This window comes from Streptomyces sp. NPDC038200 (genome assembly GCF_055600785.1).
In genome coordinates, this window is sequence record NZ_JBVJYH010000006.1 from 51,178 (window position 1) to 67,970 (window position 16,793).

Genomic DNA, 16,793 nt, shown 5'->3' on the forward strand with positions numbered 1-16,793 from the left:
GATCCTGAACACTGCGCGGATGGTGAGTGGGCCGAGGCTCTACGCTCATGCCACGGCTCTCCGCCACCCGTACGGGGACCGCACCCCACTCGCCGCTATGTACACAGGAGTCACCACAGTGACCGACGTAACCGGCGCGCCTGCTGATGTCCTGCACACCCTGTTCCACTCGGACCAGGGCGGCCATGAGCAGGTCGTGCTCTGTCAGGACCAGGCCAGCGGCCTCAAGGCCGTGATCGCCATCCACTCCACCGCCCTGGGCCCCGCCCTCGGCGGCACGCGCTTCTATCCGTACGCCACCGAGGCCGAGGCCGTCGCCGACGCCCTCAACCTCGCGCGCGGAATGTCCTACAAGAACGCCATGGCCGGTCTCGACCACGGCGGCGGCAAGGCCGTGATCATCGGTGACCCCGAGCGCGACAAGACCGAGGAACTGCTCCTCGCGTACGGCCGCATGGTCGCCTCCCTCGGTGGGCGCTACGTCACCGCCTGCGACGTCGGCACGTACGTCGCCGACATGGACGTCGTGGCCCGCGAGTGCCGCTGGACCACCGGCCGCTCCCCCGAGAACGGCGGCGCCGGCGACTCCTCCGTGCTCACCGCCTTCGGCGTCTACCAGGGCATGCGCGCCTCCGCCCAGCACCTGTGGGGCGACCCCTCGCTGCGCGGTCGCAAGGTGGGCATCGCCGGCGTCGGCAAGGTCGGCCACCACCTGGTCCGGCACCTGCGCGACGAGGGCGCCGAGGTCGTGATCACGGACGTGCGCGCGGACACCGTCCGGCGGATCCTCGACCAGTACCCGGCAGGGGTCTCGGCGGTCGCCGACACCGAGGAGCTGATCCGGGTCGAGGGCCTCGACATCTACGCCCCCTGCGCCCTCGGCGGCGCCCTGAACGACCTCAGCGTGCCGGTGCTCACCGCCAAGGTGGTGTGCGGGGCGGCCAACAACCAGCTGGCCCATCCGGGTGTGGAGAAGGACCTCGCCGACCGCGGGATCCTCTACGCGCCGGACTACGTGGTGAACGCCGGCGGGGTCATCCAGGTGGCCGACGAGCTGCACGGGTTCGACTTCGACCGGTGCAAGGCGAAGGCGGCGAGGATCTTCGACACCACGCTGGCCATATTCGCACGTGCGAAGGAGGACGGGATCCCGCCGGCCGCCGCGGCCGACCGGATCGCCGAGCAGCGGATGGCCGACGCCCGTGCGAGCCGGGTCGCGCACTAGCCCGATCGCACATATGAGCGGTACCCGTCGGCGGCAACTTAGAGAGAACTCTCACTTCCACCGGCGGGTCGTTCCCCGATAAGTGGTTAAAATCGCCATTGACCAGCGAGGACGGGGCGCCTCGAAGGTCCAGGGCACACGCGCGTGCTGCGGGCGACGTACCGTATGGGCGCGGGCTCAGGTACCGTGGAAGCCCTACGGACCGGCCTCTCCACGGAGGGTCCGTTCCGATCATGAACGCGTGTCAGACTCTGGGGCCGTCGAGCCCCGTCACCGAGGGGGTCGAGCCATGGGGCGCGGCCGGGCCAAGGCCAAGCAGACAAAGGTCGCCCGCCAGCTGAAGTACAACAGCGGTGGGACTGATCTGTCACGTCTGGCCAGTGAACTGGGCGCATCGACTTCGAGCCAGCCGCCGAACGGCGAGCCGTTCGAGGACGATGAGAACGACGAGGACGATCTTTACTCTCGGTACGCCGACCTCTATGAGGACGACGACGAGGACGAGGACGAGGGTCCCTCACAGCACCGTCGCGGCGCTTGACCTAGTACTCAGCACCCGCCCGGTCGGTGGCACTGCCACCGACCGGGTTCTGTGCTGCCCACGGTGCTACCCGCGGTGCCGCCCGCAGGCTCAGCTCGCGTAGTCCCCGACCAGCTCGGCGCCGGTCTCCTTGTCGCCCCGGTCGGTGATCTCGCCGGCGACCCATGCCTCGACCCCGCGGTCGGCCAGGGTCGCGAGGGCCACCTCGGTGGACTCCTCCGGCACGATCGCCATCATGCCGACGCCCATGTTGAGGGTCTTCTCCAGCTCCAGGCGCTCGACGTCGCCGGTCTTCCCGACCAGGTCGAAGATCGCGCCCGGGGTCCAGGTGGAGCGGTCGACCACGGCGTGCAGGCCGTCCGGGATCACCCGGGCCAGGTTGGCCGCGAGCCCGCCGCCGGTGATGTGGCTGTAGGCGTGCACCTCGGCGGTCCGGGTCAGCGCCAGGCAGTCCAGCGAGTAGATCTTGGTCGGCTCCAGCAGCTCCTCGCCGAGGGCGCGGCCCAGCTCCGGGATCTCCGCTTCCAGGGCGAGGCCCGCGCGGTCCAGCAGGACGTGGCGGACCAGGGAGTATCCGTTCGAGTGAAGCCCGGAGGACGCCATGGCGATCACGGTGTCACCCGTACGGATACGATCCGCGCCCAGCAGGCGGTCGGCCTCCACGACGCCCGTACCGGCGCCGGCGACGTCGAAGTCGTCCGCCCCCAGCAGACCGGGGTGCTCGGCCGTCTCGCCGCCCACCAGGGCGCAGCCGGCCAGCACACAGCCCTCCGCGATGCCCTTCACGATGGACGCGACACGCTCGGGGTGGACCTTGCCGACGCAGATGTAGTCGGTCATGAACAGCGGCTCGGCACCGCACACCACGATGTCGTCCATGACCATGGCGACCAGGTCGTGGCCGATGGTGTCGTAGACGCCCATGCGGCGTGCGATGTCGACCTTCGTGCCGACGCCGTCCGTGGCGGAGGCCAGCAGCGGGCGCTCGTAGCGCTTGAGGGCGGAGGCGTCGAAGAGCCCGGCGAAGCCGCCGAGGCCGCCCAGGACCTCGGGCCGCTGGGTCTTCTTCACCCACTCCTTCATCAGCTCGACGGCGCGGTCGCCCGCCTCGATGTCGACGCCCGCCGCTGCGTAGCTGGCACCAGTTGTCTCAGACATGACTGTGAGAGCTTTCGTGTCGTACTGCAGGGTGTTACGGGCGGCGGATCGCGTCGGCCGCGGCCGTGGCGGCGGGGCCGGCCGCCAGCTCGGTCTCCAGAAGCTGCTTGCCGAGCAGCTCGGGGTCCGGCAGCTCCATCGGGTACTCGCCGTCGAAGCAGGCGCGGCAGAGGTTCGGCTTGGCGATCGTGGTCGCCTCGATCATGCCGTCGATGGAGATGTAGGCCAGGGAGTCGGCGCCGAGGCTGGTGCCGATCTCCTCGATGGTCATGCCGTTGGCGATCAGCTCCGCGCGGGTGGCGAAGTCGATGCCGAAGAAGCACGGCCACTTCACGGGCGGGGAGGAGATCCGGATGTGGACCTCGGCGGCGCCGGCCTCGCGCAGCATGCGGACCAGGGCCCGCTGGGTGTTGCCGCGCACGATGGAGTCGTCCACGACGACCAGGCGCTTGCCCTTGATGACTTCCTTCAGCGGGTTCAGCTTCAGGCGGATACCCAGCTGGCGGATGGTCTGCGAGGGCTGGATGAAGGTCCGGCCGACGTAGGCGTTCTTCACCAGGCCGTTGCCGAAGGGGATGCCGGAGGCTTCCGCGTAGCCGATGGCGGCCGGAGTGCCGGACTCCGGGGTCGCTATGACCAGATCGGCCTCTGCGGGGGCTTCCTTGGCCAGACGGCGGCCCATCTCCACCCGGGAGAGGTACACGTTCCGGCCGGCGATGTCGGTGTCCGGGCGGGCCAGGTACACGTACTCGAAGACACAGCCCTTGGGCTTCGCTTCCGCGAATCGAGAGCTGCGCAGACCGTTCTCGTCGATGGCGACGAACTCGCCCGGCTCGATCTCCCGCACGAAGCTCGCGCCGCAGATGTCGAGCGCCGCGGACTCGGAGGCGACCACCCAGCCGCGCTCCAGGCGGCCGAGGACCAGCGGGCGGATGCCCTGCGGGTCACGGGCGGCGTAGAGGGTGCCCTCGTCCATGAAGACGAGGGAGAAGGCGCCCCGCACCTTCGGAAGCACCGCGTGCGCGGCCTCCTCGATGGTGAGCGGCTTGCCGTCCTCGTCGACCTGGGCGGCCAGCAGGGCCGTCAGCAGGTCGGTGTCGTTGGTGGCCGCGACCCGGGTGGAGCGGCTGTTGTTGTCGTTCGGCAGTTCGGCGACCATCGCGGCGAGCTGCGCCGTGTTGACCAGGTTGCCGTTGTGACCGAGCGCGATCGAGCCGTGCGCGGTGGCACGGAACGTCGGCTGGGCGTTCTCCCACACGGAGGCGCCGGTGGTCGAGTAGCGGGCGTGTCCGACCGCGATATGACCCTGGAGCGAACCGAGCGAGGTCTCGTCGAAGACCTGGGAGACCAGGCCCATGTCCTTGAAGACGAGGATCTGGGAGCCGTTGCTGACCGCGATTCCCGCGGATTCCTGACCCCGGTGCTGGAGGGCGTAGAGCCCGAAGTACGTGAGCTTTGCGACCTCTTCGCCCGGAGCCCAGACGCCGAAGACGCCGCAAGCGTCCTGGGGGCCCTTCTCGTTGGGAAGCAGATCGTGATTGAGTCGACCGTCACCACGTGGCACGCCACCGAGTGTAGGCGAGATCGACCACTGGTCCGAATTGGGGATACACGGCCTTAACAGATCCCGGCTTGCCGATCACCTTGGTGCTTTCTGGGTTTACGCAGGTCAGCGGGGTGGGCCTGGGGCCAGAGTGGCCGGTGGTGCCCTTGTGGCCGACGCTCGCGGCCCTTCGGCCCGTATCCATGAGTGAGGTGTCGCACATCATTCGGGGGCGCCTCGGCTGAGCCGGACGAGGTCGCCGTCGCCGTCGGTGAGCGTCAGCCTCCCGTCGTCGGTCCGGGCGGTGAGCGTGCCGGTGGTCAGCGCGCGGGCGAGGGCGCGCTCGAAGGCCATCCGCTCGGGGTCGCAGGCCATCTTGGTGCTCCGGAGGCCGCCGAGGGTGATCCGGTCGCCGGCCACGGTGACGCGGGCGCTGAACCCGTTGCAGCCGAGGTTGCCGGTGGCCTGGCCGTCCGTGCCGAGGCGGATGCGGGCGGCGGCCGGCGCCTGCCGGGTGACGCCGTCGGCGGTGAGGCTGTCGACCCGCCACTCCACTCCGGTCAGGGGCGGCCCGGCCGGTGCGCCCTGGGCGCTCCCACAGGCCGCCGCGAGCGGGACGAGCACGGCGGCCATCACCAGGAACATGCGCTGCTTGTGCCGTTTCATACCGGTTCGACGGCCGGGCCGGGCCGCCGGTTCCGTCAGGACATGACCGGCAGCAGACCCCCGATGTCCGACCGCTCCCCGCTCGCGCTGACCTTCGCCGCCGCCACGGCCTCCTGCCAGACCGAGCGGCCGGTGGCCAGCCGGATCCAGGTCAGCGGGTCGGTCTCCACGACGTTGGGCGGGGTGCCGCGGGTGTGCCGGGGGCCCTCGACGCACTGCACGACGGCGTACGGCGGCACCCGCACCTCCGTGGAGCCGCCCGGCGCCTTCGCGGCGAGGGCGTCGGCGAGCAGCCGGGTGGCGGCGGCCAGCGCCTGCCGGTCGTACGGCACGTCCAGGCCGGGGACGGCGGCATTGAGGTCGTCGGTGTGGACGACGAGTTCGACCGTCCGGGTGACGAGGTAGTCGTCCAGCGGCAGGGCGCCCGCGCCGGTCTCCAGCAGCCGGCCGCCGGGGTGCTCGTCGAGCAGGGCGCGCAGGGTGTGGTCGGCGTCGGTGAGGTAGGCGTCGAGGTCCGGGTGGGCGGCGGTGGCGCCCCGGGTGGAGTCGTCGATGCCGGCGGCCCGGTGCCCGGTGGAAAAGGCCCACTCGACGAGGGTGACCGTCTGCCGGGGCGGGGCGGGGAGGTCCAGGGCCCGGTGGAGGGCGGTGGCCGCCGTGCCGATGTGCGCGACCAGGTCCCGTACGGTCCAGTCGCCGAGCCGGGTGGGCAGGGCGAGCTGCTCGGGGGCGAGGCCGCGCACGGCCTGCCGTACGTGGCCGAGCTGGGCGAAGACCGCGGTCCGGGTCCTGGCGGGGTCGTAGCTGCGGGCGCGTTTCCTGGCCGGTGGCATGGCGGTGAGCCTATGCCCTCGCGACACGGGCCTCCGGGGCCGGGTGACGACGCGGTGCGCCGGCCCCGCCACGGCGGCCGAAGGGCCGGCCCCGCACGGCGGAACGGCCGGCGAAACGGCCCCGCCCGGCGCGGAAGGCCCCGCCCGGAACCCCGGGCGGGGCCTTCCTGGGGAGACGGGCGGCGGCGCGCCGCGAGGCTAGGCCAGCAGCGCCGGAATGGTCTCCTCGTGGGCCTTGCGCAGCTCCTCCAGGGTGAGCGCGAACTCGCCCTGCACCTCGACCGCGTCCCCGTCCACGACGCCGATGCGGGTGGCGGGCAGGCCGCGCGCACCGCACATGTCGTTGAACCGGACCTCCTCCGAACGCGGCACGGCGACGACGGCACGCCCGGCCGACTCGGAGAGCAGGAAGGTGAAGGCGTCCAGACCGTCGGGGACGACCAGACGCGCGCCCTTGCCGCCGAGCAGCGCGGACTCCACCACGGCCTGGATCAGGCCGCCGTCGGACAGGTCGTGCGCGGAGTCGATCATGCCGTCGCGGGAGGCGGAGATCAGGATCTCGGCCAGCAGGCGCTCCCGCTCCAGGTCCACGGCCGGGGGCAGGCCGCCCAGGTGGTCGTGGATCACCTGGGACCAGGCCGAGCCGCCGAACTCCTCGCGGGTGTCGCCGAGGAGGTAGAGCAGGTGGCCCTCCTCCTGGAAGGCGACCGGGGTGCGGCGGGCGACGTCGTCGATCACGCCGAGCACGGCCACCACCGGGGTCGGGTGGATCGCCACCTCGCCCGTCTGGTTGTAGAGCGAGACGTTGCCGCCGGTCACCGGGGTGCCCAGCTGCAGGCAGCCGTCCGCCAGACCGCGCACGGCCTCGGCGAACTGCCACATCACCGCGGGGTCCTCGGGCGAGCCGAAGTTCAGGCAGTCGGAGACGGCCAGCGGCTTGGCACCGGTCGTGGCGACGTTCCGGTACGCCTCGGCCAGGGCCAGCTGGGCGCCCGCGTACGGGTCGAGCTTGGCGTAACGGCCGTTGCCGTCCGTGGCGATGGCGACGCCGAGACCGCTCTCCTCGTCCACGCGGATCATGCCGGAGTCCTCCGGCATGGCGAGGACGGTGTTGCCCTGCACGAAGTGGTCGTACTGGGACGTGATCCACTTCTTCGACGCCTGGTTCGGCGAGGCCACCAGCTTCAGGACCTGGTCCTTCAGCTCCTCGCTCGTCGCCGGGCGGGGCAGCTTGTCGGCGCTGTCGGCCTGGAGGGCGTCCTGCCAGTCGGGGCGGGCGTAGGGGCGCTCGTAGACGGGACCCTCGTGCGCGACCGTACGCGGGTCGACGTCCACGATCTTCTCGCCGTGCCAGAAGATCTCCAGGCGGTCGCCGTCGGTGACCTCACCGATGACGGTGGCGATGACGTCCCACTTCTCGCAGATCTCCAGGAAGCGGTCGACCTTCGACGGCTCCACGACCGCGCACATGCGCTCCTGCGACTCGCTCATGAGGATCTCCTCAGGAGACAGGGTCGAGTCGCGCAGCGGGACGTCGTCCAGGGTGACGCTCATACCGCCCGAGCCGTTGGAGGCCAGCTCGGAGGTGGCGCAGGACAGACCGGCCGCGCCGAGGTCCTGGATGCCGACGACCAGCTTCTCCCGGAACGCCTCCAGGGTGCACTCGATGAGGAGCTTCTCCTGGAAGGGGTCGCCGACCTGGACGGCGGGGCGCTTCGACGGCTTGGCGTCGTCGAAGGTCTCGGAGGCCAGGATCGACGCGCCGCCGATGCCGTCGCCGCCCGTGCGGGCGCCGTACAGGATGACCTTGTTGCCGGCGCCGGAGGCCTTGGCAAGGTGGATGTCCTCGTGCCGCATCACGCCGATGGCACCGGCGTTGACCAGCGGGTTGCCCTGGTAGCAGGCGTCGAAGACGACCTCGCCGCCGATGTTGGGCAGGCCCAGGCAGTTGCCGTAGCCGCCGATGCCGGCGACGACGCCCGGCAGGACGCGCTTGGTGTCGGGGTGGTCGGCGGCGCCGAAGCGCAGCGGGTCCACGACCGCGACCGGGCGGGCGCCCATCGCGATGATGTCGCGGACGATGCCGCCGACGCCGGTGGCCGCGCCCTGGTAGGGCTCGACGTACGACGGGTGGTTGTGCGACTCGACCTTGAACGTGACCGCGTAGCCCTGGCCGACGTCCACCACGCCGGCGTTCTCGCCGATGCCGACGAGCAGCGCGTCCGACTGGGGCGCCTTCTCGCCGAACTGCCGCAGGTGGACCTTGGAGGACTTGTACGAGCAGTGCTCGGACCACATGACCGAGTACATGGCGAGTTCGGCGCCGGTCGGGCGGCGGCCGAGGATCTCCACCACCCGCTCGTACTCGTCCTTCTTCAGACCGAGTTCGGCCCAGGGCAGCTCGACGTCGGGGGTCGCGGCCGCGTGCTCGACCGTGTCCAGAGGCGTCCGGCTCATGCGTTGACCAGCTTCTTGAGGATCGAGGTGAAGAACGGGAGCCCGTCGGTACGGCCCGTACCGATCAGCGGCTCGACGGCGTGCTCGGGGTGCGGCATGAGGCCGACGATGTTCCCGGCCTCGTTGGTGATGCCGGCGATGTCCCGCAGCGAGCCGTTCGGGTTGTAGCGCTCATCAGCGACTCCGTCGCGGGCCACGTAGCGGAAGGCGACGCGGCCCTCCGCCTCCAGCTTGTCGAGCGTGTACTCGTCGGCGACGTACCGGCCGTCCATGTTCTTCAGCGGAATGTGGATCTCCTGGCCCGCGCGGTAGTCGGCGGTCCAGGAGGTCTCTGCGTTCTCCACCCGCAGCTTCTGGTCGCGGCAGATGAAGTGGAGGTGGTCGTTGCCGAGCATCGCGCCCGGGAGAAGGTGGGCCTCGGTGAGGATCTGGAAGCCGTTGCAGATGCCGAGGACCGGGAGACCGGCCTTCGCCTGCTCGACGAGCGGCTCCATCACGGGCGAGAAGCGGGCGATGGCACCGGCCCGCAGGTAGTCGCCGTAGGAGAATCCGCCGCACAGCACGACGGCGTCGACCTGCTTGAGGTCCTTGTCCTTGTGCCAGAGGGCGACGGGCTCGGCGCCGGCGATACGGATCGCACGCTGGGTGTCCCGGTCGTCCAGGCTGCCCGGGAAAGTGACGACGCCAATACGAGCGGTCACTTCGCCGCCTCCGCGACTTCGTCGATCCGGACCGTGAAGTCCTCGATCACCGTGTTGGCGAGGAAGGATTCCGCAAGATCGCGGATCCGGGCGAGCGCGGCCTCGTCAACCGGCCCGTCAACTTCCAGTTCGAAACGCTTTCCCTGACGTACGTCCGAGATCCCTTCGAATCCCAGGCGCGGCAGCGCACGCTGGACCGCCTGGCCCTGGGGGTCGAGGATCTCCGGCTTGAGCATGACGTCGACTACGACGCGTGCCACTGGCACTCCCGGTGTGTGGTGCTGAGCAGGTTCCTTCAGACTACCCGCACAAAATTTCTACGCGGGTAGAGTTGGAGGAAACTACGTGAGGCGCATCACGATCGGGTGTCGAAGCCGCACACCCGCGAAAAGTTCTGGGAAAGTTCCCACCGTCCGTCCGTTCACCTATTGCGACCCGGACACGCGGACGGTTTTAGTCGGGCTTCACTTTCCATTGCCGGGCACTGTACAAATGAATTGGCAATAGCCGATACTCGGCATGTCGTCGGCGTTGAGCTGTAACGACGTGCCGCACGAAGGGACCGATATTCGTGGCGCAAAAGGTCGTGGTCACTCTCTTTGACGACATCGACGGCTCGGAAGCGGCGGAGACGATCGCCTTCGGACTCGACGGCAAGTCGTACGAGATCGACCTGAACGAATCCAACGCCGGGAAACTGCGCGAGGCGCTCGCGCCCTATGTCGAGGCCGGCCGCAAGCGGTCGCGGTCCGGCAAGGCGTACAAGCAGACGGAGGTCGCCCCCGACCCGGCGGCCGTCCGCGCCTGGGCCCAGGCCAACAAGATGGACGTCCCGGCCCGCGGACGCATCCCGAAGAAGGTCTACGAGGCGTTCAGCGCCGCCCAGTGAGCCCGCGAAGGGGCGAGCCCTCAGGGTCCGTCAGCGGACCCTGAGGGCCGTGCACTTGGGGCGGCCGGGGACCGCGAGCGGAACCGACTTGCGCTACCCCCCTGCTGATCAGCTAATGTCTGAGACACGCCGAGGGGCGAGGCCGAGAGGCCGGATCCCGAGGACCATGCGGGTGTAGTTCAGTAGCAGAACATCCCCCTTCCAGGGGGAAGGCGCAGTGTGCAATTCCTGTCACCCGCTCTGCACCGCCGACACGACCACTGTTGTGGATCAGGTAGGCTGGTGCTCGCACCGATCGGTGGGAGCCGATCGGGAGCAGTGCGGACGTAGCTCAGTTGGTAGAGCGCAACCTTGCCAAGGTTGAGGTCGCGAGTTCGAGCCTCGTCGTCCGCTCGGGAATGAGACCCCGGTCCATCGGACCGGGGTCTTTTCGTTGTCCGGCGACCGGTCCTGACATTTGTCATGCCGAGTGATGACACCGCGCACTGCCCGCCGGTGCCCGCCGCCGGGACGCTGGTGGCATGAACATCCACGGACACGAGCACGTGATCGAGGTCACCGACCTCAGGCGTGTGTACGGGGGCGGGTTCGAGGCCGTACGCGGAATCACCTTCTCCGTGGCACGCGGGGAGATCTTCGCGCTGCTGGGCACGAACGGTGCCGGAAAGACGTCCACCGTCGAACTGCTGGAAGGACTGGCGGTGCCGACCGGCGGCCGGGTCAGAGTGCTGGGCCACGACCCCTGCCGCGAGCGGGCCGCCGTCCGGCCCCGCACCGGCGTGATGCTCCAGGAGGGCGGCTTCCCCGCCGAGCTGACCGTCGCGGAGACCGCCCGGATGTGGGCCGGCTGCACCAGCGGGGCACGGCCGGAGGCAGAGGTGCTGGAGCTGGTGGGGCTCGCCGGCAAGCACCGGGTGCGGGTCAAGCAGCTCTCCGGCGGCGAACGCCGGCGCCTCGACCTGGCGCTCGCGCTGCTCGGCGATCCCGAGGTGCTGTTCCTCGACGAGCCGACGACCGGACTCGACGCGGAGGGCCGCCGGGACACCTGGGCCCTGGTGCGCGAGCTGCGCGCCGCGGGCACGACCGTGCTGCTCACCACGCACTACCTGGAGGAGGCCGAGGGGCTCGCCGACCGGCTCGCCATCCTGCACGAGGGCCGCATCGCCGCCTCCGGCACCCCGGCCGAGGTCACCGCCGGCCGTCCCTCCCGGATGTCCTTCGAACTGCCCGACGGCCATGTCCTCGGCGACCTGCCGCCCCTCGCCGACCTCGGCGTCTGCGCGCACGAGAACGACGGCAGGGTCGTCCGGCTGCGCACGCACGAACTGCAGCGGACCGCCACCGCGGTCCTCCTCTGGGCCGAGCGGTCCGGCGTCGCACTGCGCGGGCTGGACATCCGCTCGGCCTCGCTGGAGGAAGCCTTCCTCGGGATCGCGCGGGAGCAGGAGGTGGCGGCGTGAGCGGCTCGGCCCCCGGACTCCGTCCGGTCTCCCCGCGGCGGCTGCGAGCGCTCGGCCGGGCCGAACTCGCCCTCCTCGGCCGCAACCGCGGTGTCGTGTTCACCGCGCTGGCCGTGCCGCTCCTGCTGCCGTTCAGCATCCGGCCGGCGCTCGACCAGATGGACCTGGACCAGCAGGGGCTGACCATCGGCACCACCCTGCTGACGGCCGCGGTCGGTTTCTCCTTCCTCTTCGCCGTGTACGCCTCCCTGGTCAACGCCTACGTCGCCCGCCGAGAGGAACTCGTCCTCAAACGGCTGCGCACCGGTGAGCTCTCCGACGCCGAGATCCTCACCGGCACCGCCCTGCCCGCGGTCGGCATCGGCCTGGCCCAGTCGCTGCTGCTGTGCGCCGGGTGCGCGGCGCTGCTGCGCACCGGCGCGCCGAAGGCGCCGTACCTGATCCTGCCCGGCCTGGTGAGCGGCCTGCTGGTCGCCGCCGCGCTCGGCGCGCTCACCGCGTCCGTCACCCGCAGCGTGGAGAGCGCCCAGATCACCACCCTGCCGCTGATGTTCGTGTCGATGGCCGGCTCCGGGATCACCGTCCCGGTCGAGGTCATGCCGGACCGGCTGGCGGCCGTCTGCGAGCTGCTGCCGCTCTCCCCCGCGGTCCGGCTCTTCCGCGGCGGCTGGACGGGCCAGTTGAGCGCGGGGGAGACACTCACCGCACTCGCGACCGCGGTGGCCTGGATCCTCGTGTCGGTGTTTGCTGTACGGCGGCGGTTCCGCTGGGAGCCCCGGCGCTGAGCACGGACAGGGCGCCGAGAGCGGGAGGCGACGGGGGGGCACGGGGATGACGGGGCCGCGCGGCTGGTGGCGGCGCAAGAGCACACCGGCGAAGGTCGAGACGTACACGCGCTGGTCGTTCCACTTCTTCACCGTGGTGGAGATCGTCGGGGTGGCCCTGCCCGCGGTCGGGCAGGTGGCGCCGGGGCTCGCGGGGCGGCTGGTCGCCATGGTCGCCGTGCACGCGGTGGCGGTCGCCGTGACCGCCTCCCGGGCGCTGGACTGGACGCGCGGCCGGCGCCCCCAGCCGGTGCGGGCCCTGAGCGCGCTCGCCGTCCTCACCTTCGTCCTCGCGGCGACCGCCCTCGCGCTGCACCGGTTCGGACCGGCCGGCACGGACACCGGCACCGGCACCGGCACCGCCATCGGCACGGTCTACGGCGGGCTGCTGTCCTGGGGCGGGGGCATGCAGGCGCTCGGTGTCCGCAGCCGGCGGCGGGTGTTCGCGATCGTCTCCGGATTCGCCTGCGGCGCCGCGCTGATGGCGCTGCCGCTGGGGGCGCCCTGGCCCCTCGCGGTGGTCACCGGCCTCATGGTGTTCCTGGGTGCCGGATTCCTCGCCCTCACCTGCATCTTCTCCGTCTGGCTGCTCAACTGCGTGTACGAGCTGGACGAGGCCCGCGAGACCCGGGCCCGGCTCGCCGTGGCGGAGGAGCGGCTGCGGTTCGGGCGGGATCTGCACGACGTGCTGGGGCGGAACCTGTCCGTCATCTCCCTCAAGAGCGAGCTGGCGGTCCAACTGGCCCGGCGGGAGCGGCCGGAGGCGGTGGAGCAGATGATCGAGGTGCAGCGCATCGCGCAGGAGTCCCAGCGCGAGGTCCGGGCCGTCGTACGCGGCTACCGAGAGGCCGACCTGGGCGCCGAACTCGCCGGGGCCCAAGGGGTGCTGGCGGCGGCCGGCATCGCCTGCGAGGTCCGGGCGGAGGCCGCCGGACTGCCCGCCGAGGTGCAGTCCGCGCTCGGCTGGGTGGTGCGCGAGGCGGCCACCAACGTGCTGCGGCACGGGGACGCGATCCGGTGCGAGGTGGGGCTGAGGATACGGCAGGGGTGTGCGGTGCTGACGGTGGAGAACGACGGTGCCGTGGCACCGGGCGGTGGCGGCGGCTCGGGACTCGCCGGACTGCGGGAGCGGCTGGCCGCCGTGGGCGGCACCTTGGAGGCGGGACTCGTCGCCGCCGACGGGGACCGGTTCCGGCTGAGGGCCGAAGTACCCCTGACGACTGTGAGAGGAGTCACCTCGTGAGCGCTCCGGTACGGCTGTTGCTGGCCGACGACGAGCATCTGATCCGGGGCGCGCTGGCCGCGCTGCTGTCGCTGGAAAACGATCTGCTGGTCGTCGCGGAGGCGGCGAGCGGCCCCGAGGCACTGGCGATGGCGCGGGCGCACGAACCCGACGTCGCCGTCCTGGACCTCCAGATGCCGGGCGCCGACGGTGTGAAGGTCGCCACATCGCTGCGCGCCGAACTGCCCCGCTGCCAGGTGCTGATCGTCACCGGGCACGGGCGCCCCGGGCATCTGAAACGGGCGCTCGCGGCCGGTGTGCGCGGTTTCGTCCCGAAGACCGTCAGCGCCCAGCGGCTCGCCGAGATCATCCGCACCGTGCACGCCGGAAACCGTTACGTCGACCCGGAGTTGGCCGCCGACGCGATCTCCGCCGGGGACTCGCCGCTGACCGCGCGGGAGGCCGAGGTGCTGGAGCTGGCCGCCGACGGGGCACCGGTCGCGGAGATCGCCGAGCGGGCCGCGCTGTCACCGGGGACCGTGCGGAACTACCTCTCCGCGGCCGTCACGAAACTCGGCGCGGAGAACCGTCATGCGGCAGTGCGTCTCGCACGGGAGCGAGGTTGGGTATAGTTGCTCTCGCGCCACGGCGCACTGCGGACGTAGCTCAGTTGGTAGAGCGCAACCTTGCCAAGGTTGAGGTCGCGAGTTCGAGCCTCGTCGTCCGCTCCATGGAGAAGCCCCCGGTTCCGGCCGGGGGCTTCTGGCGTTGCCCCCGGCCGGAGCCGGGGGCTCTTCGCCGCTACGACCAGCCGGCGCCCGTCAGCCGCTCGTACGCCTCCACGTACTTGGCCCGGGTCGCCTCGACGACCCGCTCGGGCAGCGGCGGCGGGGGCTGCTCGCTCTTGCGGTCCCAGCCGGACTCGGCCGAGGTCAGCCAGTCACGGACGAACTGCTTGTCGAACGACGCCTGCGCGCGGCCCGGCTGCCACTCGTCGGCCGGCCAGAACCGGGAGGAGTCCGGGGTGAGGACCTCGTCGGCGAGGACGAGGGTGTCGCCCTCGAAGCCGAACTCGAACTTGGTGTCGGCCAGGATGATCCCCCGGTCCCGGGCGATGTCCCGGGCCCGCGCGTACACCGCGAGGGTGGACTGGCGCAGCTGGGCGGCGGTCTCGGCGCCGACCTGGCGGGCCACCTCCTCGTAGGAGACGTTCTCGTCGTGCTCGCCGACCTCGGCCTTGGTGGCCGGGGTGAAGATCGGGGCGGGCAGTTCGGAGCCGTCGACGAGACCTTCGGGGAGGGCGAGGCCGCAGACCGTGCGGGACTCCTTGTACTCGACCAGGCCCGAGCCGGTGAGGTAGCCGCGGGCCACGCACTCCACCGGGACCATCTTCAGCGACTTGCACACCAGCGTGCGGCCCGCCCAGTCGGCGGGGGCGCCCTCGGGCAGCTCGGTGCTGATCACATGGTTGGGGGCCAGGTCGCGCAGCTGGTCGAACCACCACAGGGAGAGCTGGGTGAGGACGCGGCCCTTGTCGGGGATCTCCGTGGGCAGCACCCAGTCGTAGGCCGACATGCGGTCACTGGCGACCATCACGAGGTCGCCCGCCTCGTTCTGGTACAGCTCGCGCACCTTTCCGGTGTGCAGGTGCACCAGGCCCGGAACCTCGATCGGCTCGGGCTTTTCTACGAATCCGGACACGGTTCCTCCCCGTGGCTCTGTCCAAGTGCCTCGATTCTCCCGTATGCGGGTGATCGGGGTGCGGCCAGGGGGTCAGTCGCGTTTGCAGATGCGGTCCAGGAGGTTCGCCGTGGCCCGCTGGATCCTCGAGTCCACATGGCCCGGGCGGTCCAGGGACGGGGACCAGGCGAAGGTGCCGGAGGCGAACACCCAGGCGCCGGAGGGCGCGCGGTAGAGCGAGGTCTCCTGGTGGCGCAGGACGCCGTCGTTGTCGGTGTAGGGGGAGTGCGCGAGCAGGATGCGTTCGTCGTGCTCGGGCAGCGGGGTGCGCGGGAAGTAGCGGTCGGCCTCGCCGGCGACCAGTCCCTCGATCGCGTCGCCCTCGTGCGCGCCGGTCGCCTCCCACAGCCAGTGGCCGGCGTTGCGGACGATCAGTGGGTGCGGCTCCGGGACCCGGCCCGCGTACTGGATGCCGATCAGCTGCTGCTCGGCACGGTCGATCTCCCGCCAGAGCACCGGCCGGCCCGGGCCCTTGCGCTTGCGGCAGGTCAGCAGCCGGTCCGGGACACCGGACGGGGAGGGGCCCAGTTCCACCTGCCAGTACATGGTGTTGGCGGAGAGGAAGACCAGCGAGGTGCCGTGGTCGCGGGCGGCCTCCACGGCCCGGCGCATCGGTCCCGACCAGTACTCGTCGTGGCCCGGGAAGACCAGGCCCCGGTAGCGGGTGGGGTCCACCCGGCCGGCGTGCAGATCGCGGGCGTCGGCGTAGGCGAGGTCGTAGCCGTAGCGTTCGGCCCAGCGGATGAAGTCGTAGGCGTGGCCGACGTGCAGGGGCAGGCCCGCGCCCGCGTACGGACGGTCGAAGCAGACCGTGGTGGCCGCGTCGGCCTCGCCGAGCAGCCGGCCCTTCTCGTCCCAGGCGTGGTAGAGGCTGGCGCCGGTGCGGCCGTCCTCCGGATACAGGTTGTACGCCTGCCAGGTGATGTCCGGCAGCAGCAGGAGCAGGTCGGCGGGGTGGTCGTCGCGGACCGTGAACGGCACGTGGGAGCGGTAGCCGTCGCGGGTGGTGAGGACGGCCACGTAGGCGCCGATGCTCCAGTGGGCGGGCACCTGGAGGCGCCAGGACAGCCACCAGTGATGGCAGGAGACCGTGCGGTCGGCGGCCAGCGGCTGGGGCTGGACGATCCCGGAGAGCCGGGGACTGGTGGTGATCTTGGCGGCGCCGTCACCGCCGTAGTGGCCGATGCGGTAGATGTCGACGCCGAACTCCTGCGGCGGGTCGACCGTGATGTGGAAGTCGATCGCCTCGCCGGGCGAGACCGCGCCGGTGGAGGCGAAGCCCTTGATCTGGCGGTGCACGTCGTCGGCCGCCCGGGGGCCGGCCCCGGCCGTGCGGGGCGCCGGGACGCGCGCCCCGCCGCGGGCCGGCTGCTGCGTGCCGGGGTCGACGTACCAGGGCACGACGTGGCCGGTGTCGTCGAAGTACGTCTCACTGCCCCGCAGCCAGGGCACCGGGCCCTGCCCGAAGGGGTCCGTGACGGCGTGCGCGAGCGCTCCGGACTCCCAGCGGCGAATGTGGTCCGAGGCCATGGTC

At 71.3% G+C, this 16,793-nt stretch carries 16 protein-coding genes and 3 tRNA genes; 10 read left to right on the plus strand and 9 right to left on the minus strand.

What is annotated here, in order from left to right; all coding sequences use genetic code 11:
- The first annotated feature begins 118 nt into the window (after positions 1–118).
- A complete protein-coding gene (locus tag ACZ7KF_RS14615) occupies positions 119–1,225 on the plus strand; it encodes a Leu/Phe/Val dehydrogenase (protein WP_471073522.1) in 1,107 nt (368 codons plus the stop codon).
- Positions 1,226–1,514: 289 nt separating this feature from the next.
- The gene (locus ACZ7KF_RS14620; RefSeq protein ID WP_153540080.1) at positions 1,515–1,766 is read left to right on the plus strand and encodes a DUF3073 domain-containing protein; all 252 of its coding nucleotides are present in this window, start codon (positions 1,515–1,517) and stop codon (positions 1,764–1,766) included.
- Positions 1,767–1,856: 90 nt separating this feature from the next.
- On the opposite strand, the gene purM is transcribed toward ACZ7KF_RS14620, so the two are convergent.
- From purM to purS, 7 genes are all read right to left on the minus strand, one after another.
- Entirely contained in the window at positions 1,857–2,924 is a 1,068-nt protein-coding gene (purM, locus tag ACZ7KF_RS14625; protein ID WP_471073525.1) for a phosphoribosylformylglycinamidine cyclo-ligase, read from the minus strand.
- 34 nt (positions 2,925–2,958) lie between these two features.
- Positions 2,959–4,488, minus strand: a complete 1,530-nt coding sequence (purF, locus tag ACZ7KF_RS14630; RefSeq protein WP_471073529.1) for an amidophosphoribosyltransferase — start codon at positions 4,486–4,488, stop codon at positions 2,959–2,961.
- 201 nt (positions 4,489–4,689) lie between these two features.
- Entirely contained in the window at positions 4,690–5,133 is a 444-nt protein-coding gene (locus ACZ7KF_RS14635; RefSeq protein ID WP_471073531.1) for an META domain-containing protein, read from the minus strand.
- Positions 5,134–5,168: 35 nt separating this feature from the next.
- Positions 5,169–5,966: a sterol carrier family protein gene (locus ACZ7KF_RS14640; RefSeq protein ID WP_471073534.1), complete on the minus strand. Its 798-nt coding sequence runs from the start codon at positions 5,964–5,966 to the stop codon at positions 5,169–5,171.
- 198 nt (positions 5,967–6,164) lie between these two features.
- Positions 6,165–8,423: a phosphoribosylformylglycinamidine synthase subunit PurL gene (gene purL / locus ACZ7KF_RS14645; RefSeq protein ID WP_471073537.1), complete on the minus strand. Its 2,259-nt coding sequence runs from the start codon at positions 8,421–8,423 to the stop codon at positions 6,165–6,167.
- Positions 8,420–9,124, minus strand: coding sequence for a phosphoribosylformylglycinamidine synthase subunit PurQ (gene purQ / locus ACZ7KF_RS14650; protein ID WP_471073540.1), 705 nt, complete (start codon positions 9,122–9,124; stop codon positions 8,420–8,422). The genes purL and purQ overlap by 4 nt, the downstream gene beginning before the upstream one ends.
- On the minus strand, positions 9,121–9,384 hold the full coding sequence (gene purS, locus ACZ7KF_RS14655) for a phosphoribosylformylglycinamidine synthase subunit PurS (RefSeq protein ID WP_059249901.1): 264 nt from the start codon (positions 9,382–9,384) through the stop codon (positions 9,121–9,123). Before purS ends, purQ begins: the two co-directional genes overlap by 4 nt.
- Positions 9,385–9,695: 311 nt before the next feature.
- Between purS and ACZ7KF_RS14660 the strand changes: the two genes are divergently transcribed.
- The 8 genes from ACZ7KF_RS14660 (at position 9,696) to ACZ7KF_RS14695 (ending at position 14,250) form a co-directional block, all read left to right on the plus strand.
- The gene (locus tag ACZ7KF_RS14660) at positions 9,696–10,013 is read left to right on the plus strand and encodes a histone-like nucleoid-structuring protein Lsr2 (RefSeq protein ID WP_225826789.1); all 318 of its coding nucleotides are present in this window, start codon (positions 9,696–9,698) and stop codon (positions 10,011–10,013) included.
- 168 nt (positions 10,014–10,181) lie between these two features.
- Positions 10,182–10,253 (plus strand) — tRNA-Gly (locus tag ACZ7KF_RS14665).
- 80 nt (positions 10,254–10,333) lie between these two features.
- Positions 10,334–10,406: transfer RNA gene (locus tag ACZ7KF_RS14670), tRNA-Gly, on the plus strand.
- 128 nt (positions 10,407–10,534) lie between these two features.
- Positions 10,535–11,473, plus strand: a complete 939-nt coding sequence (locus ACZ7KF_RS14675) for an ABC transporter ATP-binding protein (protein ID WP_471073544.1) — start codon at positions 10,535–10,537, stop codon at positions 11,471–11,473.
- Complete coding sequence (locus tag ACZ7KF_RS14680; protein ID WP_471073546.1) at positions 11,470–12,258, plus strand: ABC transporter permease; 789 nt, start codon at positions 11,470–11,472, stop codon at positions 12,256–12,258. The genes ACZ7KF_RS14675 and ACZ7KF_RS14680 overlap by 4 nt, the downstream gene beginning before the upstream one ends.
- A 46-nt stretch (positions 12,259–12,304) precedes the next feature.
- Complete coding sequence (locus tag ACZ7KF_RS14685) at positions 12,305–13,540, plus strand: sensor histidine kinase (protein WP_471073549.1); 1,236 nt, start codon at positions 12,305–12,307, stop codon at positions 13,538–13,540.
- Complete coding sequence (locus ACZ7KF_RS14690; protein WP_471073552.1) at positions 13,537–14,151, plus strand: response regulator; 615 nt, start codon at positions 13,537–13,539, stop codon at positions 14,149–14,151. Before ACZ7KF_RS14685 ends, ACZ7KF_RS14690 begins: the two co-directional genes overlap by 4 nt.
- A 23-nt stretch (positions 14,152–14,174) precedes the next feature.
- A tRNA-Gly gene (locus tag ACZ7KF_RS14695) sits at positions 14,175–14,250 on the plus strand.
- 70 nt (positions 14,251–14,320) lie between these two features.
- On the opposite strand, the gene ACZ7KF_RS14700 is transcribed toward ACZ7KF_RS14695, so the two are convergent.
- Positions 14,321–15,220: a phosphoribosylaminoimidazolesuccinocarboxamide synthase gene (locus ACZ7KF_RS14700; RefSeq protein WP_471073555.1), complete on the minus strand. Its 900-nt coding sequence runs from the start codon at positions 15,218–15,220 to the stop codon at positions 14,321–14,323.
- A gap of 72 nt (positions 15,221–15,292) precedes the next feature.
- Complete coding sequence (locus tag ACZ7KF_RS14705; RefSeq protein ID WP_471073558.1) at positions 15,293–16,789, minus strand: N,N-dimethylformamidase beta subunit family domain-containing protein; 1,497 nt, start codon at positions 16,787–16,789, stop codon at positions 15,293–15,295.
- Positions 16,790–16,793: the final 4 nt, after the last annotated feature.

Coding starts and splice junctions, on each gene's coding strand:
- ACZ7KF_RS14620 (WP_153540080.1), top strand. CDS start 1,515: ATGGGGCGCGGCCGGGCCAAGGCCAAGCAGACAAAGGTCGCCCGCCAG.
- purM (WP_471073525.1), bottom strand. CDS start 2,924: ATGTCTGAGACAACTGGTGCCAGCTACGCAGCGGCGGGCGTCGACATC.
- ACZ7KF_RS14635 (WP_471073531.1), bottom strand. CDS start 5,133: ATGAAACGGCACAAGCAGCGCATGTTCCTGGTGATGGCCGCCGTGCTC.
- ACZ7KF_RS14640 (WP_471073534.1), bottom strand. CDS start 5,966: ATGCCACCGGCCAGGAAACGCGCCCGCAGCTACGACCCCGCCAGGACC.
- purL (WP_471073537.1), bottom strand. CDS start 8,423: ATGAGCCGGACGCCTCTGGACACGGTCGAGCACGCGGCCGCGACCCCC.
- ACZ7KF_RS14675 (WP_471073544.1), top strand. CDS start 10,535: ATGAACATCCACGGACACGAGCACGTGATCGAGGTCACCGACCTCAGG.
- ACZ7KF_RS14685 (WP_471073549.1), top strand. CDS start 12,305: ATGACGGGGCCGCGCGGCTGGTGGCGGCGCAAGAGCACACCGGCGAAG.
- ACZ7KF_RS14705 (WP_471073558.1), bottom strand. CDS start 16,789: ATGGCCTCGGACCACATTCGCCGCTGGGAGTCCGGAGCGCTCGCGCAC.